Genomic DNA, 26,782 nt, shown 5'->3' on the forward strand with positions numbered 1-26,782 from the left:
TTTCATGATTTTAAAGACTTAGACTTCGCGCACGCCAGTCAGGTCTACTGATGCTGCATCGATATTTACATCAATAAACTTGTCACCTTTTTTGGCGCCATCATTACGCTTTTGCTGTAACTGGTCAAGGTATGCTTCATCAATACCACCAGCCACATATACGCCGTCAAATACAGAACAGTCGAATTCACGCAGGTTCGGTACAATCTTGGTACGTACTGCATCTTTTAGATCTTCCAGATCCTGGAAAATCAGACGGTCAGCACCAATAATTTCACGAATTTCTTCAACACTACGTTCAGATGCAATCAGTTCAGATTTGGCTGGCATATCGATACCGTACACATTTGGATATTTCACCATTGGTGCAGCAGACGCAAAGAATACTTTTTTCGCACCCGAATCACGCGCCATCTGAATGATTTCATTACACGTGGTACCACGCACAATTGAGTCATCGACCAATAGAACGTTTTTACCCTGGAATTCCAGTTCAACCGGGTTCAGCTTCTGACGTACTGATTTTTTACGCAGTTGCTGACCAGGCATAATGAAGGTACGACCGATATAACGGTTCTTCATGAAACCTTCACGGAATTTCACGCCCAGCGTATTTGCCAGTTCAAGCGCAGAAGTACGTGATGTATCTGGAATTGGAATGACCACATCGATATCATGTTCATCACCCCACTCGCGCAGGATTTTATGGGCCAGTTTCTCACCCATTTTCAGACGGGCTTTATACACTGAAATACCATCAATGATTGCATCTGGACGCGCAAAGTACACATATTCAAAGATACATGGACGGTATTCTGGCTTTGCAGCACATTGCTTGGTAAAGAAGTTCCCTTCAGAGTCAATAAAAACAGCTTCACCTGGCTCGATATCACGCTCAACTTTAAAGCCCAACGCTGTAATCGCTACAGATTCAGAAGCGATGATATATTCCATACCGTTTTCAGTTTCACGCGAACCGTAAATCAACGGACGGATACCATTAGGATCACGGAAACCAACCACTCCTTGACCTGTAATCATGGCAACAACTGCATAACCACCTTTACAGCGCTCATGCACACGTGTTACGGCATGAAAGATATCTTCAGAAGTCGGCACCAGTTTGCCACGCTTCTGCAATTCGTGCGCAAATACGTTGAGCAGAACTTCTGAATCAGAATCGGTGTTCATATGACGTAAGTCAGTCTTGAACAGGTCATCATGAATTTCTTCAGCATTGGTCAGGTTACCGTTATGTGCCAGCGTAATCCCGTAAGGAGAGTTCACATAAAACGGCTGCGCTTCAGCACTACTTGAGGTACCCGCAGTTGGATAACGCACATGGCCAATACCGTAATTACCTTGTAATGCACGCATATGACGAGTATGGAATACATCACGCACCATACCAACATCTTTACGAAGGAACAGGCGACCTTCATGACAAGTTACAATCCCAGCTGCATCCTGTCCACGATGTTGTAACATCGTTAATGCATCAAACAACATTTGGTTAACAGCTGATTTACCAGCAATACCAACCACTCCACACATAGCAACCTCGCAGACAAGCTAGGATTAATAAAAAGGATTATTCGTAGACTCAGCCGATGATTTGCTTTTTACAGCAGGCTCAGCTGATACATCTGAAGATTTTCTGGAATCTTCCGACTTGATATGTTGTAGGGCTTCGTTTGCAGCATCTTTGGACATCTGGGTCGCCCATGGCGCATAAGGAAGCAAAGTCTGAATTACTTTGGACTGTTTCCAGTGTGGTGAGCTTTCTACCCATGGCCCGATTCCCTGCATGGTGATCAGAACAATCAGCAGCCCTTTCAGGCTGCCAAACACCCCACCTGCAAGACGGTTTAAAGGTCCCAGTTTCAGGGTTTTCATCACCCGGTTGAGCAAGAAGGTTACTATCCAGGTCAAAACCACAATCATCAGGACGATGAAAGCAAATGCTGCAATTTTTTGTACCACTGGATCTGTACTGAGAGCAGTCATGGAAGGCGCAAGTAGTGTTGAATATTTCGCTGCTACAATGAGCGCAAAAATCCAGCCAGCTAAGTTCGCAAAGGCTTTAATAAATCCTTGACGCAAACCGTTTAGCCCTCCAATGAGCAGTATAAACAGTAAAAAGATGTCAATGGCAGTCATAGAATTCAGAATGCTTCAACACAGTCTTTTACAAGTGTCGGACCTGTATATATGAGGCCACTATAAACTTGTACAAGGCTGGCACCAGCTTGCTTTTTGGCAGCGGCATCGGCACCCGAAAGAATACCACCCACACCAATCAATGGAATTTGTCCTTGCAACACATCTGCAAAGGCTTTTAAACATGCCGTACTTTTCTCAAAGACCGGCGCACCCGACAAACCGCCTGCTTCTTCAGCATACTCCAGACCTTCAACACCTTCACGAGACAAGGTCGTATTAGTCACAATCAAACCATCAATCTTGAATTGCAGCAATTGCTGGGCAATAAATGTAATATCTTCAGCTTCAAGGTCTGGTGCAACTTTCAAGACCAGAGGTACATAATGCTGGTTTTCTTGAGCAAGCTCAAGCTGACGGTTTTTTAGCGTTTCCAGCAATTCAGTGAGCGCATCACCACTTTGCAGGCTACGCAGGTTTTTTGTGTTGGGAGAGGAAATATTAACAGTAATGTAGGAAGCGTAATTATATACCTTTTCCAGGCAGATTAAATAATCATCAACTGCATTTTCAACCGGAGTTACAGCATTCTTGCCGATATTAATCCCCAGAACACCTTTGAATTTTGCAGCTTTAACATTTTCAATCAGTTTGTCCACGCCTTCATTATTAAAACCCATACGGTTAATAATGGCTTTCGCTTTTGGCAGACGGAACAGTCGGGGTTCCGGATTACCGGGCTGAGGACGCGGGGTAATAGTACCGATTTCAATAAAACCAAAGCCTTGACTTGCAAGGGCATCGATATAGGCACCATTTTTGTCCAACCCTGCCGCCAGACCTACCGGATTCGGAAATTCGATTCCCATACAGGTCACTGGTTTAGAAGCAACGTTTTGACGCATCATCCCCATGGCATGGGAGGATTTCAACAGTGATAGTGTCAGCTCATGTGCACGCTCTGGTGCTAAAGAAAACAACAAAGGGCGGGCTAGAGAATACAACATATCTAGAAAAGTCTACTGCTTTTTAAGTCGGCATATTATAGTCACAGCCCGGTAAAAAAACCATGCTTTGCAAATCTTTATTTTTACCGTTTATAGGACAGTCGCTGTTAATTTAATCTGTCCGGCATCACTGATAAGTTCCATTTTTTCAACAGTTAAGCCACTCTGGGCCAGCTGGGTCAGAAAATTAGCCAGTACAGAATAATTTTCATGACTGACATTGAGTAAAATTTTACCTTCCTGCTGCTGGGATGAAACCGACAACCCCTGCTGCTGGGCAGCACGCTGCACTTTTTCTGAGGCATCTAATTGCAGATCGCCTGCTGGCTTCATGGTCGCTGCATTACTCTGCATCCACACTAAAGTATCTTTTAAGGTATTCAGGCGCTTTTGCTGGGTATCCGCAGCTCTGTGCATATAAAATAGTGCCGAACCGACTGCAGCCACGATGACAAAAATCGTGGTAAAGATCACCATATAGCGTTCACGAGTACTCAGGCTATCCAGATAATCTGTAATGCGTTCAATGCGCTGGTCCAGCCGGATTTGAATATTGTCGAGCATTTTCATTATTGTATTCTCACCGATCCGATCGCACCTGCACCATTGGCCTGTACATTACCCAGTTCAACTTTAAAACCCTGCTGTGTCAGCTGACGGGTCAAAGTGCTTAATGCATCAGAAGAGTTCGCCTGCAGATCCATATTCAGACTTGAAGTATCATAACTGACCCGCTGCGCAATAATCTGGTTTTGCATTAATACCGGCCCCACCCGACTAATCAGATCAAAAGCCTGAGTATTCGCCACCTGACTTAAACGCATCTGCCCTTCAAACTGGCTTTTGATATTCTGCTCGTTTACAGGATAGTTCTGACCAAACCAGTATTTGAACTGATCAATCGCTTGAGAAGCAGTTTGATTGGCAATCTTTTTATATTGATACCAGCGCACAGCATCATAACTAAACTGCAGCACCAGAATACCCAAAAACACAGCAGCACAGGCTTTCCAGTAACCGGAAACTGGCGTATCTGACTTGGCTTTAGGCAAGACATTAAAAGGATGCTGTTTGGCTTTTTTCAGCTGGGGAAGGCTGTACTGAAACGACTCAACCTGATCATGGGTAACAACAGCTTCCAGACTACGCAGCTGAGCGTCATTCAGGTTACTCACCTTGTAATTTACATCTTTAGGCTGATAATCCAGATAAAGACTCAGGTCATCCACCGAATGACCCACATATTCCGATTCGCGAACCAGTAGTCGCCCAGCAAGTTCCGCCAATACACGTTGATTTTCTTCTGGAACAGGCAGGACCAGAAAATCTGGCAATAATGCCGTGACCTTGACCGGAAGAAGGTTCAATACATGCTGCATGGTTTCTACAGTTGAATTGGAAATTCCCAATACACTGAGCTGATCGGGCTGCTGAAAATGATGAAGCACCTTCATCGCATCAACCGGTAGAATGACATATTCCTCCAGCAGATACTTGATTGCCTCCTGCCCCATTTTCTTATATTGGGCTTTGGACATGCTCTGCTGCAAAATCTGCACATGACGACTCGGGAAAAAGACCGTTGACTCTACCCCATGTTGCCCCTGGATTTCCTGAATCAGTTGCTCAAGTGTATCTGCACTTTTCCAGAATTCCCCATCTGACCATTGCCAAACCCCATTGGCTTCTGGCATCCATAAATACAACATCGATTGTGTTCTGCCGTTTTAATAGTTTTTTATACTGTTGGAATAAAGCTTTTTAACTGTGTCGATAAACCTGCTGCAATCACTGCCTGATCATAAATGCGAGCTTCTGACAAATGAAAAGGATGGAAAGACTCCTCTGTCAGAATGGAAGCAATATGTGCCACCACATTCATATGGCAGACCACGACAATTGATTCATACGGTAACTGAGACAACCATTCCACAGCCACTTTGGCATCATCATCCGGCTTAATGGTATTACAGATCACCACTGGTACATCTTTATAGAAAGCCTGCAAATGTGCCAGAGTTTCCTGAGCACGAAGCAACGGACTCACTACAAAGACTTCAGGTTTAACTATGTCTTTCAGGTATTGAGCAGTCTGTTCTGCCTGTAGATGTCCACGTTCGGTCAAAGGACGCTTGGTGTCGTTACCATTTACCGGTGGAGCTGCTTCGCCATGACGCACGAGTGTCAGTTGCATACCATTTCCCTATTCGTTCATTCAAGCTGCTGATCAGGTCATAATATGAGACTGATCATACAGTTCCATCACTTATAAATCAGACTTGATGATGTGGCAAGACAAATTCCACATCACTGCGATGACCATTTTTCATTAAGGACACTGCAATACTCATCGGTGGTGCACCTTCAAAGATCACAGCATACAAGGCACAGGTAATTGGCATGTATACATCCAGTTCTTCTGAACGTGATTTTACCTGTACAATAGTATTAATCCCTTCCGCCGTCTGACCCAGTTCAGTAGTTGCCTGTTCCAGAGTTTTACCTTTACCCAGCGCATAACCAACCTGATAGTTTCGGCTTAACGGACTATTACAGGTAGCGAATAAATCACCTACACCCGATAGCCCCAGGAAGGTCAATGGATTCGCACCAAGCTTCACCGCAAAACGGCTCATTTCTGCCAAGGCACGGGTCAGAATCATACTCTTGGTATTTTCACCGACGTTATAGGCGGCTGCCATCCCCATTGCGACTGCATAAATATTTTTCAGCGCACCACCAAGCTCTACACCATGTACATCATCGCTGGCAAAGACACGGAATAAAGCACTGTGCAAAGCTTGCTGTACTGCATAACGCACCAGTTCAGAATCACTTGCAATCACAGTCCCTGCTGGCTGGCCCGCCACAATTTCCTTCGCCAGGTTCGGGCCTGAAAGGACCCCATAAGGCACTTCAGGTAATTCTTCCCTGATGATATCACTCATAAAACTAAAGGTTTTCGCTTCAATACCTTTGGTCAGTGAAATCACGGCCTGAGAGCTAATAAAAGGCTTAATCTGCTTCAGCACATCACGGAAAGAATGGCTTGGAATTGCCACCAGAATAATGTCACGATCACGTACTGCTTTTTCTAAGTCTGAAACTGCCAATAATGCAGGCTCAAGCTGAAAATCTGGCAGATAACGCTTGTTCATATGCGTGGCATTAATATCCGCAGCCGTGGCTTCATCACGAATCCAGATCATGGTGTCACAGCCATTGCGTACTGCAGTATTTGCCATTGCTGTACCAAAACTGCCACCACCCAACACTGTAATTCGCAACGCAGTCTTACGATCAATTTCTACAGGTTCAACCAGATCTGAAAATTTTAATTCTGACATGTGTTTCTAATATCCTTATCTAGCCAAATTAAAGTGATGGATTCCACTGGCTGACAAATGCTTCTGTATGGATTTCTGCACGTGGCGCAATAGTTTTTGCCGCCGTTCCAATATAAATGATGCCTGAAACCAGATCATCCTCTGAAATTCCTAAAGCCTGTTTAAAGTATAGAGATTCTACTACAGCACCACTACGCCACATGGTCGAAAAACCTTGAGCTTGCAGAGACAATAAGAAATTCTGAATTGCGGCACCAGAGCTCAGAATCTGCTCAAAATGCGGCACCTTGGGATGATCCTTTAAACGGGTCAAAGCCAGAACCAGTAAAGGTGCACGGAAAGGATGATGTTTTACCCGCTCAATCTGAGCAGCTTCAGTTTGGCCCAGATCGATTAATGCCTGGGACAATAACTCACCAAAAGCTTCACGCTTATCATCTGGAATAACTACAAATTCAGTAGGTTTTAAACGGTGGTGATCTGGCGCAGTCAGCGCAGCCTGAAAGGCCATTTCCAGCTGTTCAGCATTGGGTGCCGGGGCAATCAGCTGACCAATAGATTGACGTTGATGAATATTCTGATGAACGATTTCGATCGTTGATTCGGTCATTGCCTTGTATTTCTATACTTAAAAACTGTATTCAAGATTAGCATATTCATCTTGGGATTCTCTATATCCTTCATTTTTATTCTTCGTGCTCAAATATATTTAGCTCACTGTTTTCGTTTCTGATAAAAATCATTAAACAGCATTTATGATAATGACATGGCTAATACTGAAAATTTCCAAACTTATACATGCTGTACAAATTCTAAAGATTATTATGTGATTAATTATACGATTATCTGATCTTGACGGGTTTTTAGACATGACAAAAATATTAACAATGGGTGCAGCTATTGCCACTGCACTCGCTCTGACTGCGTGTAGTACTAATCCAACCAACACAACTGCAATCCGCAAAGAAAATAATCAATTCGAAGTTACCGGATTAGGTAAGACCCAAGTCATTGCCAAAAATAATGCCGTAAACGCCGCCTCTAAAACATGTGGTTCACGATCAACAGCTATTATTGTAGATGAACAGTCCACTTATGATGGCGCACTGAAAGGCGTGGTAGATGAGCAGACCGGGCAGATCATTCAGGCTGCTGCCACAGTACTTGGTAATATTGCAGGTACAGGCAATAGCATCAATTCAGATGATGACTACCAAACTACCCTGACTTTCCGTTGCCAGTCTAACTAAAGCCTTTTTAACTAGCTAAAAAAAACCGCTCATTGAGCGGTTTTTTACGAACTGGAAATTAGCAATAGCCTTCCAGGCGGGTCAATGGTAATTTTTGACCAATCGCTTTTTCAATTTCTGGCAGATAGAACGCATCATCTTCCGACAGGAAACTGATACTGACACCACGAGTCCCGGCCCGTCCAGTACGACCAATACGGTGTACATAATCATCAGACTGTTCTGGCAGGGTAAAGTTTACTACATGCGATACACCATCCACATGAATACCACGACCTGCTACATCAGTTGCGATCATGATATTGTGTTTTCCATTTTTAAACTGGTCCAGCATTTTTAAGCGCTTGTCTTGGGCAATTTCACCAGACAGCATCACCACTTTATAGTTGTCACGTTTCAGATGATCATAGAGTTTACGCACCTGATCACGACGGTTGGCAAAAATCATGACCTTCTCAATCGGTTCATCACGCAAAATGTCTTGTAGCAGTTTATATTTATCTGCCTTGGCAACCATATATACACGTTGTTCAACGTCCGCATTGGTTTTCTTTTCTGGCTCAATTTCAACCGTTACGGGTTCAAATAACCACTGTTGTGCCAGATTCAATACGTCATAGCTAAAAGTTGCCGAGAACATCAAAGTTTGGCGCTGTTCCTTACGTGGCGAGAAACGTACGATACGTTTCACTGAAGGGATAAAACCCATATCCAGCAGGCGGTCTGCTTCATCAATCACCAGGAATTCAATCTGATCTAACCAAACTTCTTTTTGTTCAACAAAGTCAATCAAGCGACCTGGAGTAGCAACCATGATGTCCACAGGTGCCTTATCGAGCTGTGCTTTTTGCTTGTCAAAATCCACACCACCAAGCAGCGTCACGACACTCAGATCAGTAAACTTGGTCAGCTCATGCGCATCACTTTCGATTTGTAGTGCAAGTTCACGAGTCGGTGCCAGAATCAGTGCACGTGGCTCACCACGATAACGCTGTTCCTGAACAGGATTATTCAATAGATCATTGATGATACTCACCAGGAAGGCCGCTGTTTTGCCCGTACCCGTTTGCGCACGACCAATTGCATCGTGACCTGCCAATGTGAATTTTAAAACCTTCTCCTGAATAGGCGTCATAGAAGAAAAGCCTAAAGCATCAATCGCTTGTTTTAGATTAGGATGTAAATTTAAGGTTTCAAAACCAGATGACATAAAGCGGTGCTCTAAATAGATAATCACTAAGATACAGACAGTATAAACAAAAAACGCCCCAATTTATATTGGGGCGTTTTATTAGCTTAATCCGAAGATTAGTCTAATGGTTGAACTTCTTCAGCCTGGAAGCCTTTTTGGCCTTTTACAACACTGAATTCAACACGTTGGCCATCACGAAGTGAACGGTGACCGTCACCTTGGATTGCACGGAAATGAACGAATACGTCATCACCACCATTGCGTTGAATAAAGCCGAAGCCTTTAGTATCGTTAAACCACTTAACTACGCCTTGTTCGCGAGCAGCTGTCATAAGTTAATCCTCATTGTACCGAAAAGAAGGACCACCCGGTGTTGCAAACAGCAGAGCAAACAAGTTTGAAAATATTATTTTTAAGCTTGTAATCATTCTGTAAAACTATTAACAAAATCCCGGTTACATCCATTTATTTGCAGGACGAAAAACAATCAATTTGTTTATCTAAAATCCCACTAACTCATCGAGCTTAACATGGGTTTATAACAATTAATAGCCTTTTTTTAGGTTTGTTCTAATTGATTTCGCTATTTTTTTCAGAAATTTGCATAAGGTTTTTTTAATTATTATTTCGTTTATATTTTTTTAAAAAAGTTGGGATTTGGCATCCTATTTGCTAATATTTAAACCCCTTTTAAAGTCGAATGAATATTACGGAAATGATTGACAACGCCGATCAGATTCGCACCGTCGATGCCATGGGTAAACCATGCCCTATGCCGTTATTGATGTTAAAGCGTGCCTTGAAAAGCTATCCCGGCGAAACCTTTCTGCTGAAATCATCAGATCCACACAGCCAGATTGATGTTTCGCGTTACTGTGAGTTAAATCAGCTGAAATATGATATGCAACAAATTTCCGACGTGGAGTTTCACTACATAATTGAATCTTAAAAATTTTCAATTAAACTATTTATCTCCACATTTGTATAAAAGTTTACATATCTCTACCCAAATATCCATCATTTGACTGGAGATTGGATTAACATAAATCTTAGATTTGGGAATGATCCCGTTATTCCTCAAGGAGAACACATGAGTGACAGCAGCAATCAATTGATGCCCCTGTCATTATCGGCGCCAGGTGTCAATCTCGGTGCTTATATTAGTACTGTCAATCAGATTCCTATTTTAACTGCCGAACAAGAAAAAGAGTTGGCAGACCGATATTTCTATGACCAGGATCTGGACGCAGCAAAAATGCTGGTGATGTCCCACCTGCGTTTTGTAGTCCATATTGCACGTAGTTATGCAGGTTATGGCCTGCCTCAAGGTGACCTGATTCAGGAAGGTAACCTTGGCTTAATGAAAGCGGTTAAACGCTTTGACCCGAATATGGGTGTTCGTCTTGTTTCCTTTGCCGTGCACTGGATTAAGGCTGAAATCCACGAATATGTAATCCGTAACTGGCGTATTGTCAAAATTGCGACAACTAAAGCCCAGCGCAAACTGTTCTTTAACCTGCGTAGTCTGAAAAAGTCATCTAAAAAGTTGACATTAGATGAGGCTCGATCAATTGCCAATGACCTGAATGTGACCCCCGAACAGGTTCTGGAAATGGAAGGGCGACTGACTGCCTATGATGCAGCATTTGAAGCTTCAGGTGATGATGACGATGAAGGTTCAGGTCATGTCGCTCCAGCGCTGTATCTGGAAGATAACCGTTATGATCCGGCACGTCTGATTGAAAATGAAGACTATGAAGAACAAAGTACAGCCGCCCTGCACGATGCCATGGAACAACTAGATGACCGTTCACGTAACATCTTGCAGCGTCGCTGGCTGGATGATGAAAAATCTACCCTGCATGAGCTTGCCGCAGAATATAACGTTTCTGCCGAACGTATTCGTCAGCTGGAAAAGAATGCCATGGAAAAAATTAAAGTTGCGATGTCTTCCAACTAGATTACATGTCCTGTATAAAGCCTTCAGATCTGAAGGCTTTTTTGTCTTTTAATACGGTGTTTCAGCCCGTACTTTTATGCTAAGGTTAAGCGCAAAATTTACAGGAAGATCAGTTCAGATGTGGATTGCAATTTCAGCGATTAATCTGGCCCTTGCAGTAATGCTGGGTGCTTTTGGTGCGCATGGCTTGAAAGCACGTGCAACTGAAGCACAGCTTGGCTGGTGGCAGACTGCAACCGATTACTTTTTCTATCATGCGCTGGGCTTGTTGCTATTAGGCATCATGGCAAAAGTGATTCCACAGTTGCCGATTAAACCAAGTTTCATTTTGATTCAATTGGGCATTTTACTGTTCAGTGGTTCACTTTATATTATGGCACTTGGTTTACCGCGTGGTTTGGGTGCAATTACCCCGATCGGAGGCGCACTGATGATTGCAGGCTGGCTGACTCTGGCTTGGAATGCATTTAAATATATCAAGTAAGAACTGATCAAATTCAGAGGGTGCCAAAATGAACATCTATATCAATGGCGAACAACAACAGACTGACTGCACCACCTTAATGGAACTGGTTCAGCACCTTGCGCTTGAAGGTAAGCGCTATGCCGTTGAAGTCAATGAAATGATTGTTCCCAAAAGTAGACTGGCAGCAACGCCAATCTGTGAGGCAGACAAAATCGAAATTATTCACGCTGTCGGTGGCGGCTAAGGTTCGGAAATACTATGCAAGATTTACTTCAAATTGGCTCACGCCAGTTCCAGTCACGTCTGTTGGTTGGTACAGGAAAATATAAAGACTTACAGGAAACAGATCAGGCAATTCAGGCGAGTGGTGCTGAAATTGTTACGGTTGCAATCCGTCGCGTGAATATCGGCCAGCATCCAGACCAGCCGAATCTGCTATCCGTGATTTCACCCGAAAAATATACCATTCTGCCTAACACCGCTGGCTGTTTTGATGCTAACAGTGCTATACGTACCTGTATGCTGGCACGTGAACTGCTGGATGGTCATAACCTGGTAAAACTGGAAGTTCTGGGTGATGAAAAAACCTTATATCCAAATATCACTGAAACTTTAAAAGCAGCACGCACCCTGATTGATGATGGTTTTGAAATTATGGTGTATACGTCAGATGATCCAATCGTGGCGCAGGAGCTGGAAAGCATGGGTTGTGTTGCGATCATGCCTTTGGGAAGTTTGATCGGCTCAGGTCTGGGAATTCTGAATCCTCATACCATTTCTATCATTAAGGAAAATGCCAAAGTGCCTGTACTAGTCGATGCTGGTGTCGGCACAGCCAGTGATGCAGCAATTGCGATGGAACTCGGTTGTGATGGTGTGTTGATGAATACAGCCATTGCAGCAGCACAGAATCCAGTCTTAATGGCATCTGCCATGCGTAAAGCAGTAGAAGCTGGTCGTGAAGCATTCTTAGCGGGTCGCATGCCACGTAAGCGTATGGCCAATGCCAGCTCGCCTGAAACCGGTTATTTCTTTAAATAATAATCGAGGCTAGAAGCCCAAAAAATTATTTAAATCATGTCGATCTGTTCAGGAGTTTCTAGCAAACTCCTGAACTTTTGATTCTTTATGACTCTGATTACATTTTAAGATTAAGTATGAGATTTCTTTCATAAATCAGACAATGGTCGTTTATTAGTATTAAAGTTCCTTCTCCCTTCAGGATGAGGAGCGTGCTCCACGAGAGGATGAGGGGATTTCTTAAAAACCTCTCCCTAGCCCTCTCCTATAAGGAGAGGGAATTTCCTTGACCATTTTTTAGTAACTTAGATGCTCAAATGAAGAACTCAAAATATTTTTAATTGATGAGAAAGACACATTGCAGCTCATCACAAACCTGTCTCATATGATTTTTAAAAGAGTCCTCTCACCTTCTTTTGATAAACTAACTCATTATCCAACTTCGAACATTTATAAAAATATAAATAAAAGGAATTTAAGCCGATGCTTTATCAGATCAAACTGCCTTTCCTATTTAGCACCCTGCTGTGTATAGCATTTACACAAATTGCTTGTGCGAAGACTCAGACAGGCAGTTCTTCTCAATCAAGCTATCGATCTTTTGTTCCGAAAAACTGGAAAGTTTTGGAAACAGCACAAGGCGATTTAAATCAGGACGGTCAAGCGGATATTGCCCTGATTATTGAAGATACTAATCCCGAAAACTTTGTTGCAAATGCAGGTGTAGGCAATCATATTCTGAATACCAACAAACGAAAACTTTTGATTTTATTCAAGCAGGCAAATGGTTATCAGCTTGTAGCTAGCAATACTACTTTGCCAAACGAAGGTGATGTTGAATCACCTTGTCTCGCTGATCCACTTGGTGAATCCGAAGCCTTAAGCATTCAAAAAGGTGTACTTCGGATTCATTTACATTACTGGCTAAGCTGTGGTTCATGGTATGTCACCAATCATACTTATACCTTTCGATACCAAGATAATGCTTTTAAATTGATTGGCTATGATGTAGATGATTTTCACCGTGCCTCGGGTGAGAGTACAGCACGAAGCATTAACTTTTTAACAGGCAAGCTAAAAACTACAACAGATGAAAATGAATTTGCAGAACAGACTCAACCTGCCAAAGTTCAATGGTCCACCTTAAAACACCGCTACGCACTGAAACTTGAACAGGTTCAATTTAATCAGCCACAAGAGTTCGAATAAAATTAAATATCACAAACTCTTTCAAACTGAGAATTACAGCTTAAAGTGCTTCTAAAATTCGAATCTTTACACTCGCAACCGCACCTTTAGTGGCTTTAGCATGTTGCTGCATATTTACACTATGCATGTGGGTTTCCAGATGCTGAATGCTTTCCCATTTTTCAAACATCATGATTGAAAAAGGTACTTTGGTCTGCAACCGACTCTCAATCGCTGGATGATCAATATAAACATCATAGAGATGACAACCCGGCTCTTGTAATACCTGTGCACGAATGTTTTGAAATGAGTCCAGAACTTTTTTCAAATCCTGTTCTGAATGACAGAGGATTTCAGCAATAACGGTCAGCATAGTTACATCTCCTGATTAAGCAAATACTTGCGTCAAATGGTCACGATACTGAGCGATATACGCTTCAACTTCAGGGGCTTTAATAACATCATTCACAATAAATGTCGGTAAAGCCTGCATACCCAAAAATTGGTTGGCTTTATGAAAAGGCAAGTACACTCCATCTACGCCCACCCCATGGAAAAACTGCTCCGAATCGTTAAAAGCGTCCATGGGTGCATTCCAGGTAAGTGACAACATATAGTTTTTACCGTGAATGAGACCACCTGAGCCATATTTTTTGGAAGAATCTGAACGTGAGCGGCCATCATTTGCATACACGCTGCCATGCCCTTCTGTAAAGACATCATCAATATACTTTTTAACTGTCCATGGTGCACCCATCCACCAACCCGGCATCTGGTAAATAACGGTATCCGCCCAAAGATATTTTTCAACTTCAGCTTGTGCATTATATTCACTATCAGCACGGGTCACCTGAACCTGATGCCCTAAGTCTGACAATACTTCTTGAGCCAGCTCAGTCAAAGTATCATTTAATTCACCATTCGAGTGTGCAAAAGTTTTCGCGCCATTTACCAATAAAATATTCTTCATTTTAAAACCTGCAACTAAAATCTATGCAGGCACTATAAAGATTCCATTTACCCCTAAAAAGTCGCGAATCTGCAAATGATTATTGACCAAATATCAACAATCACTTTTGAAGCAATAAAAAAGCGCCATATGGCGCTTCTTCAAAACTCTAGAATCAAGGGATTAAACCTTCATCACGCATAGCGATCTGTACTGACTGACGCTCTGCGACTTTATTACGAATGTGAATGATATTTTTATAAGGTGTCAAATCGTGTTCGATATGATTTGACCAGTTAGTAAGTACAAACAGATAAGCATCTGCTGGTCCAAAGTTATCATCCACCAGGTAATCATTGTCTGATTCACCAATGGCTTTATCAATGTAACTTAATAAGCGGTCAATTTCTGCATACGCCTTTTTCTTGGCTTCCTCATCCATTGGCGCACCAAAGAACACTGCATAAGCATCATGTAATTCTGAGTTTAGGTAACCTAACCATTCTAGGACTTTGGCACGTCCCATACCTGATGGAGGAATTAAATCTTGTTTTGGATCGTGTTGTGCCAGAAATGGAAGAATCGCAACGTTCTCAGTCAGAATCAGGCCCGGATTAATTTCCAGTGCTGGAACATAGCCTTTTGGATTGATCTCGTAATAATCTGTGCCTTTCTCAGTTTTATGTGTTTTTAAATCAACACGTTCCAAATCAAAATCAACATTAATTTCATTTAAAATAATATGTGCTGCCAACGAGCATGCACCAGGTGCATAGTAAAGCTTCATTTCTGATCCTTGTTATCTACTTCTCAATGTTTTAAATCGCTTCTAACAAACTTTCAAGTGATCAAACCTGTAAATTGCAAAAAAGCGTAACTGCCGCCAAAAGACATTTACTTCTTCAATATTGAGTATATTCCAGACATTTTCAAGTCATTCTTGTGTGGATTTTTATACCAGGACGATTAAGATACGCGGGGTTAAAAGTGAAATGATGAAATTCTGTGATAAGTCTGAAAAAAGAAGAATGGTTTTCCAATATCCGCACTGATGTTCTGGCTGGCCTGGTGGTCGGATTAGCCCTCATTCCAGAATCGATTGCGTTTTCTGCGATTGCTGGTGTCGATCCCCAAGTCGGTCTATATGCATCCTTCTGTATCGCGGTATCTATTGCTTTCTTCGGTGGTCGCCCAGCAATGATCTCGGCAGCAACTGGTGCGATGGCACTCCTCATGATTACTTTGGTCAAGGAACATGGTCTGCAATACTTACTGGCTGCCACTGTATTAACCGGGATTATTCAGGTAATTGCCGGTTCATTTAAAGTTGCCAAATTGATGCGCTTTGTTTCGCAATCAGTGGTCTATGGCTTCTTGAATGCCTTGGCAATTCTGATTTTTGTTGCGCAAATCCCGGAAATGCAAAAAATGGATGCGACCGGTTATCTGTTTGTTGCGATCGGTTTGGCAATTATCTATTTATTTCCTTATCTTCCGAAAATTGGTAAAACCATCCCTTCTCCACTGATCTGTATTATCGTCCTCAGCGGTCTGGCTCTTGTCCTCGGATCAGATATGCGTACCGTGAGTGACTTAGGGCATTTTCCAGATACCTTACCAGTTTTCTTGATTCCAGAAATTCCGCTGAATTTTGAAACATTGCAGATTATTTTTCCTTATTCAGCGACTTTGGCCACTGTCGGTTTACTTGAAACCATGATGACCACCACTGTAGTCGATGAAGTCACCGATTCTGAAAGTGACCGCCATCAGGAATGCCGTGGTCAGGGTATGGCCAATATTGTCAGCGGTTTTATGGGTGGCATGGCCGGTTGTGCCATGATTGGACAGTCGATTATCAATGTCTCGTCTGGTGCACGTACTCGTCTGTCTACGCTTGTGGCAGGCGTCTTCTTACTTTGCCTGGTGGTATTTCTGAAAGATTGGCTGGCTTATATTCCGATGGCAGCGCTGGTAGCCATTATGATCATGGTATCATTTACCACCTTCCAGTGGGGTGCTATCCAGCAGTTTAACAAGCATCCGCTTGCTTTTAATGTGGTGATGATGACTGTTGTGCTGGTAGTTTTGGTGACCCATAACCTGGCATTAGGCGTGTTAATCGGCGTGGTATTGTCTGCCCTGTTCTTTATCAACAAACTGGAAAATACGGTTCACGTATATACTCATTTGCTAGATGAACGTTCTCGTCGTTATGTGATTTCCGGGCAGATCTTTTTTAGCAGTTCAGACCGCTTCTATCAGTTCTTTGACTTTAAGGAAAACCTGGCAGTTGTTGAACTGGATCTGACCCATGCCCATATTTGGGATGTTACTTCTGTGAATATGTTCAATAACGTCGTACAGAAATTTAAAGCCCAAGGAATTGATGTTCAGGTGACTGGACTGAATGAAGCCAGCAGTACTTTGGTCGACCGTTATCAAACTTGATCACCATTCATATGATTTAAAAGGGCCAATTGGCCCTTTTATTGTTTCGCGGAATAAGCTTTATGCCAGTTTTTAATAGTGAATTCCCGAGAAAAGTTTGACTTGCTCCGCTCAGGACTTAAAATACCGCATTCTGAATTTTTAGATTTGCCAAAGTTATGTCGAACGATCAATTAGACCAGCAAGTCGTGGAGCTGGACAATTTAAGCGAGCACCGTGAAATTGTGACGTTTATGCGCCGCTCAGCGCCATTAAATACCTCTCAACGTACTGCGCTTGAACAATATGGTCACTTAATTTTGGAATATCCGGTGGGTGATTTGCGCCAGCATTTTGAGCACCCTGAACGTCCATTGACTGTAGAAATCGGTTTCGGTATGGGTCGTTCACTGGTATTGATGGCCAAAGCCAATCCTGAACGTAATTTTGTCGGTATTGAAGTGCACGTACCCGGCATCGCACAATGTGTATATGAAGCAGGCATGGAAGGTTTAACCAACTTGCGTGTCCTAGATGCCGATGCAATTCAAGTCCTGCGTGAAATGCCGGATAACAGCATCAACACGGTGCAATTGTACTTCCCTGATCCATGGCAGAAAAAACGTCACTTCAAACGCCGTTTTGTATCACACGACCGCATGCCATTGGTTGAACAAAAGTTAGAGCTCGGCGGTACATTCCACGCTGCGACTGACTGGGAACCATATGCTGAATGGATGCTGGAAGTGCTTGAAGAGCGTCCACGTTTGGAAAATCTGGCAGGTAAAGGCAACAGTTATCCTCGTCCTGACTGGCGTCCTCAAACCAAATTCGAGCGTCGTGGTATTGAAGCCGGCCATAAGATTAATGACTTTATCTTTAAGAAAATCTCTTAATCCAAGATGAATCCCCAAAAAGCGCTGATGATTCAGCGCTTTTTTTATAAAAAGAATTTGTCTTTGAATCAATAAATGATCGCGATCAGAATACCTGAAATCAATTTTAGAAAGAAAAATAGATGTTGATCTTTATACCTGGCAATTTTCCTAGGCATCACTCACTTTAACGCAAGAAGACACGATAAATCAGTTTCAAAATCGAACTGCCATACGGTGGATAAATCAGCTTCATCAAACTGAATTTTGGACGGCTAAATACCGACTTGGCATGACTAAAGGTCTTAAAGCCTTCATGTCCGTGATAATGCCCCATTCCAGATGGGCCAATCCCGCCAAAGGGCATATCCTCCATACCAGCCGTCATTAAAGTTTCATTAAGACAGACCCCGCCACTGTGTGTCGTATGCAGGACTTTTTGTTGCTCAGCTTTGTTATAGCCAAAGTAATACAGTGCCAATGGCCGCTCATGCTGGTTGATGTAGTTAATTACTTCATCCATCTGCTCATAGCCAATGACGGGCAGAAGTGGACCAAAGATTTCATTCTGCATGATCAGCATATCGTCATGAACATTGGTCAGGACCAGGTGCGGCAAACGGCGCCCATCTACCCCCTGTTCGATCTGATGCAACTGTGCACCTTTGGCCTGAGCATCCTCAATATATCGCTGTAATCGAGCAAGCTGCCGGTCATTAATGATGGTTGTATAATCCGGATTGCTTAAAATACTATTTGGATAGAACTGTCGAATAGCATTGAAATAAGCTCCAATAAAAGCTTGGATTTGTGACTGATGCACAAATGCATAATCTGGTGCTACACAGGTCTGCCCGGCATTCATGGTTTTGCCAAAAGCCAGACGGCGTGCGCTTTCCTGTAAATCTGCATCCTTCGCAACGATAACAGGTGACTTACCACCGAGCTCCAGTGTGATTGGGGTCAAATTCTCCGCCGCCGCATGCATCACATGACGTGCAATTGAAGTCGCGCCAGTAAAGAGCAAATGATCAAATGGCAAAGTAGTAAATTGTTGCGCGACTTGTGCATTCCCCGTAACTACAGCAATCTGGTCAGCTGGGAAATAACGGGCAATCAGCTGTTGAAACAGACTAGAAAATTCCGGGGTATATTCACTCATTTTTAGCATGACCCGGTTACCCGCAGCCAAGGCCTGACCCAAAGGAGCAATGGCGAGGAAAAGCGGATAATTCCACGGCACCACAATACCAACCACGCCTACCGGCTGATACATCACATAACCCGTGGCTGGCTGAAACAGAATACCAACCTGACGTTTACTCGGCTTCATCCATTTTTTCAGATGTTTCAAGCTGTGTTTCAGTCCATTCAAACTGGTCAGCACTTCAAACAGCTTGGTTTCGTCAAGACTCCGGTTCGAGAAATCCCGACTAATAGCAGCTGCCATCTCATGCTGATGCTCCACCACCATTTGGTATAGTGTTTTAAGTTGCTGTTGACGCTGCTCATAATCTGGATATGCTGCTTGCAAACATGCCTGACACTGTTGCTGGAAAATATCCTGCATGTATTTGGCACTATCCAGATTTATACCTTGTTCCCATGACGTCATATACGGTCCCTATTTATTCTGTAAAAAGAAATTCTCATATTTTTAAGCAACTTTCGATGTTTGTTGTCTTGCCCGGATCAGATCCACAGCTTTTTCTGCAATCATAATTGTTGGTGCATTGGTATTGCCATTCACGACCGATGGCATGACTGAAGCATCAATCACCCGCAGATTTTGAATGCCATAGACACATAATTCAGGATCGACTACAGACATATCATCAACGCCCATCTTGCAACTACCAACTGGGTGATACACCGTATCTACCCGATTGCGCAGGATTTCCCGAATATCCTCATCATTTTTTACATGCGCAGTAAATAAATCCTGCTTATACAGACTGGAAAGCGATGGTGACTGCATCAATTTTTGCGTCAGTTTAAAACCTTGCACCAGATCATCCAAATCGCGTTCATCGTTCAAGAAATTTGGATCAATCAATAGCGGATCATGAATGTTTGGCCCGCTCAGTTTAATTGAACCACGGCTGCGTGGATTTAATAAACAGACATGACAGGAAATGCCGTGGCTTCTACGGAATTTACGTGCATGATCATCCACTAATGCCACCACGAAATGCAATTGCAGATTGGGAGTTTTCAGTGCTGGCGAGCTTTTAATGAATCCCCCACATTCAGCAAAATTAGACGCAATCATGCCACGGCGTTCACTGCGATATCGCCTAATCTGCTTAAACATATCCAGTGAACCTGACATGGATATCCCGAAGGTTCCGGCAAATTCCTTGACGCTATAGCCGAAAATAAAATCGGGGTGATCATGAAAATTCTTTCCAACCCCTGGCAAGTGGTGCTTGAGCTCGATACCGTGTTGTTTCAGTTCTTCAGCATCACCAATTCCGGATAGCATCAATAGGTGTGGAGATTGCATGGCACCTGCCGAGAGCAAGACTTCCTGTCGCGCTCGTAACGTTTTTAATTGGCCGGCATGTTGCACCTGCACCCCAACTGCCGCTTTTTGTTCGATTATAATTTTATGCGTGATGGCTTTAGTCCATATGGTCAAATTCGGACGACTCAAATGTGGAAACAGATAAGCTCGAGCTGCGCTACAACGCTCACCATTATCATGAGTTACCTGGTAAACCCCTAAGCCTTCCTGCTCTGTACCATTAAAATCATCCAGCACTGGATAGCCCTGCTCACGTGCTGCCTGTAAATATCGCTCATGGAAAATACTGTCTGTTTGCACATCGGATACATGTAAAGGGCCTGCATTACCATGATATTCATTCTGAATGCGATGGTTATTCTCAGATTGGATGAAATATGGCAGTACTTCATCATAAGACCAGCCAGTACAGCCTTGTGCTGCCCAATCATCATAATCGGCACGATTGCCACGGATATAAATCATGGCATTAATTGCTGAGGAACCCCCCAGACATTTACCACGTGGCTGATAGCCTTTACGTCCATTCAATCCTTTTTGTGGAACGGTTTCAAAAGCCCAGTTGTTAATTTTGGTCGGCAAACTCATGACACAGGCTGCCGGAATATTTACTGTCCAGGCGTTGCCTTGTCCACCTGCTTCCAAAAGACAGACAGAAATATTGGGATCTTCACTGAGACGGCTGGCCAGTACGCATCCTGCGCTCCCTCCACCAATAATGATGTAGTCAAAGTCCTGTTGCATTGTTATTGTTCCATTTTCATTATTATCTTCTCAACTTAAAATATTTTCTGAAAATAGAACAATCGATATTCAAAATTAAACTCGATGCTTGATCGAGAAATCTGCATGCAATTCAGATACCTATATATTGTTCAGGTTTAGGAAGCTTGATGGCGCTGCAGGATCTGCTGACTCATCAAGGCATATACTTCTGCCAGATCACTACGTTGTGACTGTTCCAGCATGGATTGATGCATATTCAGAATATTCTCATCTCCCCGCATGGCGGGACCTGTCTGCATCTGGCGTGGATCATTCTGTGTCGCTTTTTTTGCTGTTTCCAGAATTAATGGATAAAGCAGACCAAAATCCACTTGCTGCGCATCTACTACCTGTTTGGCCATGTCATAACAGTAGTTGCTAAAATTACATGCAAAGACTGCAGCTAAATGCAGGCTTAGGCGTTGCTCTGAACTATATAAATAGACTCTACTGCTTAGGCTATTTGCTAAATTTTGAAGGATATTTTGGTTTTCTTGATCATGTGCTTCGATAAATAAAGGTGTATTTTCCCAGTTAATCTCACGTTCCAGACTAAAGGTTTGTAATGGATAGAACACACCAGCACGTGTATGGATTTGTTTCAGCACATCTAAATGAGTACTGCCGGAAGTATGTACGATCAGGTTATTCGGTAAATATGGATGAATCTGTTCAATAACCATGGCAATTGACTGGTCACTAACCGCAATAATGACCAGATCCACACGATTATCCAGCTCCTCAGGCCTTTCAATTGCCTGCGCCTGGAATTGATCTGCCAATTGCTGTGCCTTTTCCAAGGTCCGGCTATAAATCTGCACAATCTCATGCTGTACTGACAATACATGAGCAAGATGATAAGCCACTCGCCCTGCCCCAATGATAGTAATCCGCATTTACTCATATTCCTGATCAATTGCGCACAGCATGCCAATAAAAAAAGGACGAAGCAATTCATCCTTTTCATTTTGATCAATCTAGTTAAATAGACTATTTAAATAAACCGTTCTTTAGTTTTGAATTTACACCTTCTGTTTTACACCTTGATCATCGACCGCACGTACAGTCCCAGTGTTGGTATTCATGACTTCAAAGGCAATACGACGGTTTTTATAACGGTCTACATCTTTAGCATTTGATGCATTGGGTTGAGCTGGCCCCATGCCTATCGCATTCAACTGGGCAGGATCGACCCCCTGTTTCACCAGATAGTTAACAATCGCCTGAGCACGCTGTAAAGAAAGTTGTTTATTTAGTTCTTCATCGCCTTGAGCATCTGTGTGACCAATCACTCGTAAATGAACTTGAGGTGCACGTTTCATTAAAGCTGCTGTCTGATCCAGAATCGACTGATTGATGGTCGGGATTTCAGTTGAACCTGGAGCAAAGTTAATTGCTTGCAGATTTAAAGCTGTCGCAACATCTAAGGCTTGGATTTGTTCTATAGGCATACTTGCCAAGACTTTTTCAGCTTCATTGCTCGGCGTATTAATCGCCTTTGCAGTACTAATAGGTTTTTGGGTAATGACCGTCATATTTTTTGCCAGCTGGCGAATTTCACCTGCAATACGTTCAGCATCGGCTGAATTGCCGGCTTGTACAGAAACCTGTTTTCCTTCCCAATGCAAGCTGACATTTGGCACACCCTGCATTGCTTTTAATACAGATGGAATCGTATCCTGATCGGTGAATTCAGAATGGTAATTATCATTATTTTCTGAACCGCAACCGATATTATAATTAAAAATCTGTTTGATCTCGTTTTGTAGAATTTCCATATACTGAGGATCATTAATCTGTACCTGACAGCTAGTAATCTGCCCCTCACTTCCAGTACTTAATTTTAGAAATGCAGTTTCAGTTGCGACTGCTTTAGATGCATTTTGCATATCCCGGATATCATCCGGATCATCATCACGTGTACAGCCTCGGAAGAAGAACATAATTAAAGCAGCCACGATAATAAAGGCAATGATCGGAATTAAAAAACGTGATCTTCCTTCTTTTTGAATCGCCGATTCAACAGGTTCAGGATCAATTCCCGGTACAGGTGTTGGATGATGGCCAACCAGTGGCGATGCACCTATAGCAAGTAACAGCTGTGATGCCCAGGTCGGCAACGCTTTTTGAATTGAATCATTGTTGGTTTCAATTACATAATTAATTGCATCAGGATTAGATGCATCGGCTTCTGTTTTTAGATACTCAATGGTTGGTTTAATCGAACGGTTTAAGGTCTGTTCAAGCTGCTCTTGTGGCACGCTATCGGACAGGCTGGCCAGATGCTCGAGCAGACGTTTTTTGATTTCAGGTTTTTCTGTGAACAATTCACTGATCTTTGGATTTAATTGCTGACTGAGAGTTTCTGCCTGTTCCGGATGCACACGCAATATGCTCAGGAAAATAGGATAAAATTGAGCCAGCGCCTGCTCTTTGGCAGCAACATACTCCGTTTCACCTTGCAGCACTGTCGGAGTGACATGGTATTTTAATCGTTGAATCAAGTCGTCATTCATAAAGTCACCATTCTTTTGATTTTTTAATGATTAATATTTATTCAGTTTAAGACCCGATCTTTTTAGAAAATGTAAATAGTTGTATGAAAATCATAACATTTCAATAGTGCTAGTTAATGATATGTTTACCAAAATAAAAAAAGCCAGCCGAAGCTGACTTTAATAAAAACAATCAGGAACTGATTTATGCTGGCACAAAGCTTTGTAAAACTTTTCCTTTAACCTTTTGATTGATCAATGGTGTATTTTTACCTTGTGAGACAATGCTCTCTTTCGTCAAAGTCCATTCTATTTCAGGATCAAGCAGCACCCAACCTGCCTCATTCATCCAGCGCTCTTGCATTTTAGCGACCTTGGCAGGTGCAATCGTCACTTTCTCTACCCATTCCAATGGACTAAACAGACCTTCTTTAATCAGCTGCAAACCAAATGGAAGGAAGGTATCAAATGCAGTAAAGCCAGGCTGAGTTTCTGCAAACGGCGCCATTTTTGCAGAGCTGCTGAGTGGTTCGTGATGGGTACAGATCGCATCAATCACTCCAGACTTCACGCCTTGACGCAGTAACTCTTTATCTGATTCAGAACGTAATGGTGGACGAACATGAGCCAGTGAGTTAAAGCCGTCAATCAGTGCATCAGTTACATTTAACTGATGCATCGCCACATCACATGTTACTGGGAGACCTTTTTCTTTGGCAATGCGGATCAGCTCAACCGAAGCACCACAAGATAACAAACCAAAGTGTGCATGCACTTTAGTCGTTTCAATCATCAGCAGATATTTAGCAATCGCGACTGTCTCTGCCAGTGCCGGAATCATTGGTAAACCTTGACGTGATGCAATAAAACCCTCATGCACACAGCCGTCTTTGGCAATTTGCGGTTCTTCTGCATAGAACACTACAGTCAGGTTAAGACCTGCTGCATATTCCAAGGTACGCAGAACTACATCATCATTGGCAAACGGCGCGCTAGCATTGGATACAGCACTACAACCACCTTTTTTCAGACCCGCCATATTTGCTGGCTGTTGTCCATTTAAACCTTGTGTCTGCGCACCAATCACTTCCAGATAAATGCCGCCATCCAGCATAGCTTTTTCAACCAGACCATGAATCAAGGCACCATTGTCCTGTACGATTGGCTTTGAATCAGGTGGCGTAAACACATGCAGAATACCGTTTTCACGTGCTGCTTTGCCTTCAGACTTCAAGGTACCATGCTGTTGCTGACCTGGCTCACGCAGACGTGCACACAGATCGACCATAGTAGGCATCAGCCATTTACCATGACCATTAATCGTTTCTGACACATTTGCAGTTTCAGCAATACGCTTACCATTTTGCAGATAAACTGTTTCGACTGAATCAGTGTTTGCAATTGGGTCTAGAACTCGAACATTTTCAATTTTAACAATAGACATGACTTATTCCTTATACCGCAATCGCTTCAATCAAACCTTGTTCCTGGAGCTGGCCCTGCATTGAAAGTGCCAACACCGCCATACGTACTGCAATCCCATTGGTCACCTGATTCAGAATCACTGACTGTGGACCATCTGCAATACTGGAATCAATTTCCACACCACGGTTCATTGGACCCGGGTGCATCACGATACAATCTGGTTTTGCCATGGCCAGACGTTCTTTATTCAGGCCATACATTTTGTAGAATTCAGCCTGTGAAGATAGCGCTGGTGAATCAATCCGCTCGTTCTGAATACGTAAGGTAATGATCACGTCGCAGTCTTTGATGCCGTCTTCCATATTATTGAACAAACGAACTTCTGGACCGTAATCATCGAAGCCATAAGGAAGTAAAGTATTGGGTGCAATAACACGAATATCTTTACAGCCCAAGGTTTGCAAAGCTGCGACATCCGAACGCGCTACACGTGAGTGCTTGATGTCACCGATAATCGCAATTGAAATATCTTCAAAATTCTTTTTAGTCTCACGGCGAATCGTGAGCATATCTAACATGGCTTGGGTTGGATGGGCATGACGGCCATCCCCCGCATTAATGATGGCCAGATTTGGGCAGACATCTTTGGCAATAAAATGCGCTGCACCAGAAGATGAATGACGCACCACGAAAATATCCGCTGCCATTGCTTCAAGGTTCCACAAGGTATCGCGCAGCGTTTCACCTTTAGAGGTACTTGAACGTGCGATATCAATATTAAGAACGTTAGCAGAAAGGCGCTTTGCAGCTGCTTCAAAAGTGGTACGAGTACGGGTAGAGTTTTCGAAGAAGAGGTTCATTACCGTTCGCCCTTCGAGCAAATTATTGGTAATGAGCTGATTTTGGTCATTAAAAAAGGACGCCGCAGTGTCCAGTATTTTTGTAAGAGTTTCTTTAGAAAGACCTTCGATAGTCAAGAAGTGTTTTAGATTGCCTTCTTTATTGAGTTGAATCTGGCTCGGTGTATGCAATGCAGCCAAGTGCATGAGAGATTCCTTATACGTTAAGTCAACGTATTATACAGAGATTCACTTCTGTTCGCACTTGGGAAATCGGCTACTTGTACAAAAACCGACTTGATAATAAAAATTGATTTTGAAATTCCTATGTATTTTTTCAATAAGATAATTTAACCTTTTTCTCAGATTGCTGTTTTTACATGTAAAAACTGAGTGCATCAGTCTGGCGCATCTGCACTCATAACCAGCTTAGCGCAATGCGCCAATATAACGATGGGCAACTTGAGCGCGATGAATATCTTCTTGTGTCGGTTCCACAACAATCAAGTCATCCTGAACATGCTGAGTTGTATCTGTTAGAGATTCATCCTGATCCATAGACAGATCGAAAACCTGTCTTAATTTTTCTACCAGTCGTGATAACTCCTCATCTTGAGTTGCTATAGCCAGCTCAATCACATGCTTTGCATAGTCTTTATTCTCAGACAGGTAGATTGCATCAATCACACGACCGGAAACGCGTCTTAAACGCGCATAAATTAAAGTTGCAATTGAAAAGCTATCCCCATTTACCATTTTAAACCCCCAATTATTTAAAAATGAGACTGTAGCCCCTCCCCAGTAGCTACAGTCTCATTTTTTATAAGGAGCAATTTCCATACCAATTTGATTCACTTATCATGTATTTAATATTTATTTCATTGTAG

At 42.8% G+C, this 26,782-nt stretch carries 29 protein-coding genes; 9 read left to right on the plus strand and 20 right to left on the minus strand.

Annotated elements, in window-relative coordinates; genetic code table 11:
- Positions 1 to 18 precede the first annotated feature (18 nt).
- The 8 genes from purF to BK820_RS06810 all read right to left on the minus strand — a co-directional run bounded on the left by purF (position 19) and on the right by BK820_RS06810 (position 7,124).
- Positions 19 to 1,554 carry an amidophosphoribosyltransferase gene (purF, locus tag BK820_RS06775; protein WP_004812339.1) on the minus strand — a complete coding sequence of 512 codons (1,536 nt, stop codon included), beginning with the start codon at positions 1,552 to 1,554 and terminating at the stop codon, positions 19 to 21.
- A 24-nt stretch (positions 1,555 to 1,578) separates the two neighbouring features.
- On the minus strand, positions 1,579 to 2,160 hold the full coding sequence (locus BK820_RS06780; protein ID WP_004812336.1) for a CvpA family protein: 582 nt from the start codon (positions 2,158 to 2,160) through the stop codon (positions 1,579 to 1,581).
- Positions 2,161 to 2,165: 5 nt separating this feature from the next.
- Positions 2,166 to 3,167: a quinone-dependent dihydroorotate dehydrogenase gene (locus tag BK820_RS06785; protein ID WP_071320482.1), complete on the minus strand. Its 1,002-nt coding sequence runs from the start codon at positions 3,165 to 3,167 to the stop codon at positions 2,166 to 2,168.
- Between the two features lie 90 nt (positions 3,168 to 3,257).
- On the minus strand, positions 3,258 to 3,737 hold the full coding sequence (locus tag BK820_RS06790) for a type II secretion system protein M (RefSeq protein WP_071320483.1): 480 nt from the start codon (positions 3,735 to 3,737) through the stop codon (positions 3,258 to 3,260).
- Entirely contained in the window at positions 3,737 to 4,876 is a 1,140-nt protein-coding gene (gene gspL, locus BK820_RS06795; RefSeq protein ID WP_071320484.1) for a type II secretion system protein GspL, read from the minus strand. The genes BK820_RS06790 and gspL overlap by 1 nt, the downstream gene beginning before the upstream one ends.
- A 29-nt stretch (positions 4,877 to 4,905) precedes the next feature.
- Positions 4,906 to 5,361: a phosphoglycerate mutase family protein gene (locus BK820_RS06800; protein ID WP_004812328.1), complete on the minus strand. Its 456-nt coding sequence runs from the start codon at positions 5,359 to 5,361 to the stop codon at positions 4,906 to 4,908.
- Positions 5,362 to 5,440: 79 nt separating this feature from the next.
- Positions 5,441 to 6,514, minus strand: coding sequence for an NAD(P)H-dependent glycerol-3-phosphate dehydrogenase (locus tag BK820_RS06805; protein WP_005221617.1), 1,074 nt, complete (start codon positions 6,512 to 6,514; stop codon positions 5,441 to 5,443).
- Between the two features lie 28 nt (positions 6,515 to 6,542).
- Entirely contained in the window at positions 6,543 to 7,124 is a 582-nt protein-coding gene (locus BK820_RS06810; protein ID WP_071320485.1) for a nitroreductase family protein, read from the minus strand.
- A gap of 259 nt (positions 7,125 to 7,383) precedes the next feature.
- On the opposite strand from BK820_RS06810, the gene BK820_RS06815 reads away from it, so the two are divergent.
- Entirely contained in the window at positions 7,384 to 7,764 is a 381-nt protein-coding gene (locus BK820_RS06815) for a hypothetical protein (RefSeq protein WP_004812322.1), read from the plus strand.
- 58 nt (positions 7,765 to 7,822) lie between these two features.
- On the opposite strand, the gene rhlB is transcribed toward BK820_RS06815, so the two are convergent.
- Both rhlB and BK820_RS06825 read right to left on the minus strand, forming a co-directional pair.
- A complete protein-coding gene (gene rhlB / locus BK820_RS06820; protein WP_004812320.1) occupies positions 7,823 to 8,974 on the minus strand; it encodes an ATP-dependent RNA helicase RhlB in 1,152 nt (383 codons plus the stop codon).
- Positions 8,975 to 9,072: 98 nt separating this feature from the next.
- Positions 9,073 to 9,288 (minus strand): cold-shock protein, encoded by a 216-nt coding sequence (locus tag BK820_RS06825; RefSeq protein WP_004280099.1) that lies wholly within the window; start codon positions 9,286 to 9,288, stop codon positions 9,073 to 9,075.
- Positions 9,289 to 9,671: 383 nt separating this feature from the next.
- Here BK820_RS06825 and BK820_RS06830 point away from each other — a divergent pair, with 383 nt between their 5' ends.
- The 6 genes from BK820_RS06830 to BK820_RS06855 all read left to right on the plus strand — a co-directional run bounded on the left by BK820_RS06830 (position 9,672) and on the right by BK820_RS06855 (position 13,611).
- A complete protein-coding gene (locus BK820_RS06830) occupies positions 9,672 to 9,905 on the plus strand; it encodes a sulfurtransferase TusA family protein (RefSeq protein ID WP_205682675.1) in 234 nt (77 codons plus the stop codon).
- 141 nt (positions 9,906 to 10,046) lie between these two features.
- The gene (gene rpoH, locus BK820_RS06835) at positions 10,047 to 10,916 is read left to right on the plus strand and encodes an RNA polymerase sigma factor RpoH (protein ID WP_004894167.1); all 870 of its coding nucleotides are present in this window, start codon (positions 10,047 to 10,049) and stop codon (positions 10,914 to 10,916) included.
- Positions 10,917 to 11,034: 118 nt separating this feature from the next.
- A complete protein-coding gene (locus BK820_RS06840; protein WP_004812316.1) occupies positions 11,035 to 11,400 on the plus strand; it encodes a DUF423 domain-containing protein in 366 nt (121 codons plus the stop codon).
- Positions 11,401 to 11,428: 28 nt separating this feature from the next.
- The gene (thiS, locus tag BK820_RS06845; protein ID WP_004812315.1) at positions 11,429 to 11,626 is read left to right on the plus strand and encodes a sulfur carrier protein ThiS; all 198 of its coding nucleotides are present in this window, start codon (positions 11,429 to 11,431) and stop codon (positions 11,624 to 11,626) included.
- A 14-nt stretch (positions 11,627 to 11,640) separates the two neighbouring features.
- On the plus strand, positions 11,641 to 12,423 hold the full coding sequence (locus tag BK820_RS06850) for a thiazole synthase (RefSeq protein ID WP_071320487.1): 783 nt from the start codon (positions 11,641 to 11,643) through the stop codon (positions 12,421 to 12,423).
- A 462-nt stretch (positions 12,424 to 12,885) separates the two neighbouring features.
- The gene (locus BK820_RS06855; RefSeq protein WP_071320488.1) at positions 12,886 to 13,611 is read left to right on the plus strand and encodes a hypothetical protein; all 726 of its coding nucleotides are present in this window, start codon (positions 12,886 to 12,888) and stop codon (positions 13,609 to 13,611) included.
- 40 nt (positions 13,612 to 13,651) lie between these two features.
- Here the strand turns inward: BK820_RS06855 and BK820_RS06860 are convergent, their stop codons facing one another.
- From BK820_RS06860 to BK820_RS06870, 3 genes are all read right to left on the minus strand, one after another.
- Complete coding sequence (locus BK820_RS06860) at positions 13,652 to 13,963, minus strand: putative quinol monooxygenase (RefSeq protein WP_071320489.1); 312 nt, start codon at positions 13,961 to 13,963, stop codon at positions 13,652 to 13,654.
- Between the two features lie 15 nt (positions 13,964 to 13,978).
- On the minus strand, positions 13,979 to 14,560 hold the full coding sequence (locus tag BK820_RS06865; RefSeq protein ID WP_071320490.1) for an NAD(P)H-dependent oxidoreductase: 582 nt from the start codon (positions 14,558 to 14,560) through the stop codon (positions 13,979 to 13,981).
- Between the two features lie 154 nt (positions 14,561 to 14,714).
- Positions 14,715 to 15,326 (minus strand): glutathione binding-like protein, encoded by a 612-nt coding sequence (locus tag BK820_RS06870; RefSeq protein WP_004812313.1) that lies wholly within the window; start codon positions 15,324 to 15,326, stop codon positions 14,715 to 14,717.
- Positions 15,327 to 15,544: 218 nt separating this feature from the next.
- Here BK820_RS06870 and BK820_RS06875 point away from each other — a divergent pair, with 218 nt between their 5' ends.
- Both BK820_RS06875 and trmB read left to right on the plus strand, forming a co-directional pair.
- The gene (locus tag BK820_RS06875; protein WP_071320491.1) at positions 15,545 to 16,990 is read left to right on the plus strand and encodes a SulP family inorganic anion transporter; all 1,446 of its coding nucleotides are present in this window, start codon (positions 15,545 to 15,547) and stop codon (positions 16,988 to 16,990) included.
- 158 nt (positions 16,991 to 17,148) lie between these two features.
- Positions 17,149 to 17,865, plus strand: a complete 717-nt coding sequence (trmB, locus tag BK820_RS06880) for a tRNA (guanosine(46)-N7)-methyltransferase TrmB (RefSeq protein WP_004894155.1) — start codon at positions 17,149 to 17,151, stop codon at positions 17,863 to 17,865.
- A 166-nt stretch (positions 17,866 to 18,031) separates the two neighbouring features.
- On the opposite strand, the gene BK820_RS06885 is transcribed toward trmB, so the two are convergent.
- The 7 genes from BK820_RS06885 to BK820_RS06915 form a co-directional block, all read right to left on the minus strand.
- Positions 18,032 to 19,459 (minus strand): coniferyl aldehyde dehydrogenase, encoded by a 1,428-nt coding sequence (locus BK820_RS06885; protein WP_071320492.1) that lies wholly within the window; start codon positions 19,457 to 19,459, stop codon positions 18,032 to 18,034.
- A 42-nt stretch (positions 19,460 to 19,501) separates the two neighbouring features.
- Positions 19,502 to 21,115, minus strand: a complete 1,614-nt coding sequence (locus BK820_RS06890) for a GMC family oxidoreductase (RefSeq protein WP_071320493.1) — start codon at positions 21,113 to 21,115, stop codon at positions 19,502 to 19,504.
- 137 nt (positions 21,116 to 21,252) lie between these two features.
- Positions 21,253 to 22,032, minus strand: coding sequence for a Rossmann-like and DUF2520 domain-containing protein (locus BK820_RS06895; protein WP_071320494.1), 780 nt, complete (start codon positions 22,030 to 22,032; stop codon positions 21,253 to 21,255).
- A 126-nt stretch (positions 22,033 to 22,158) separates the two neighbouring features.
- Positions 22,159 to 23,652, minus strand: a complete 1,494-nt coding sequence (locus tag BK820_RS06900) for an OmpA family protein (protein WP_071320495.1) — start codon at positions 23,650 to 23,652, stop codon at positions 22,159 to 22,161.
- Positions 23,653 to 23,836: 184 nt separating this feature from the next.
- Positions 23,837 to 25,075, minus strand: a complete 1,239-nt coding sequence (locus BK820_RS06905) for a dihydroorotase (protein WP_071320496.1) — start codon at positions 25,073 to 25,075, stop codon at positions 23,837 to 23,839.
- A 10-nt stretch (positions 25,076 to 25,085) separates the two neighbouring features.
- On the minus strand, positions 25,086 to 26,102 hold the full coding sequence (locus tag BK820_RS06910) for an aspartate carbamoyltransferase catalytic subunit (RefSeq protein WP_004812299.1): 1,017 nt from the start codon (positions 26,100 to 26,102) through the stop codon (positions 25,086 to 25,088).
- A gap of 222 nt (positions 26,103 to 26,324) precedes the next feature.
- On the minus strand, positions 26,325 to 26,651 hold the full coding sequence (locus tag BK820_RS06915) for a hypothetical protein (protein ID WP_008306560.1): 327 nt from the start codon (positions 26,649 to 26,651) through the stop codon (positions 26,325 to 26,327).
- Positions 26,652 to 26,782 lie beyond the last annotated feature (131 nt).

The sequence above is a fragment of the Acinetobacter sp. LCT-H3 genome, assembly GCF_001866125.1.
Classification (GTDB): Bacteria; Pseudomonadota; Gammaproteobacteria; order Pseudomonadales; family Moraxellaceae; genus Acinetobacter; species Acinetobacter schindleri.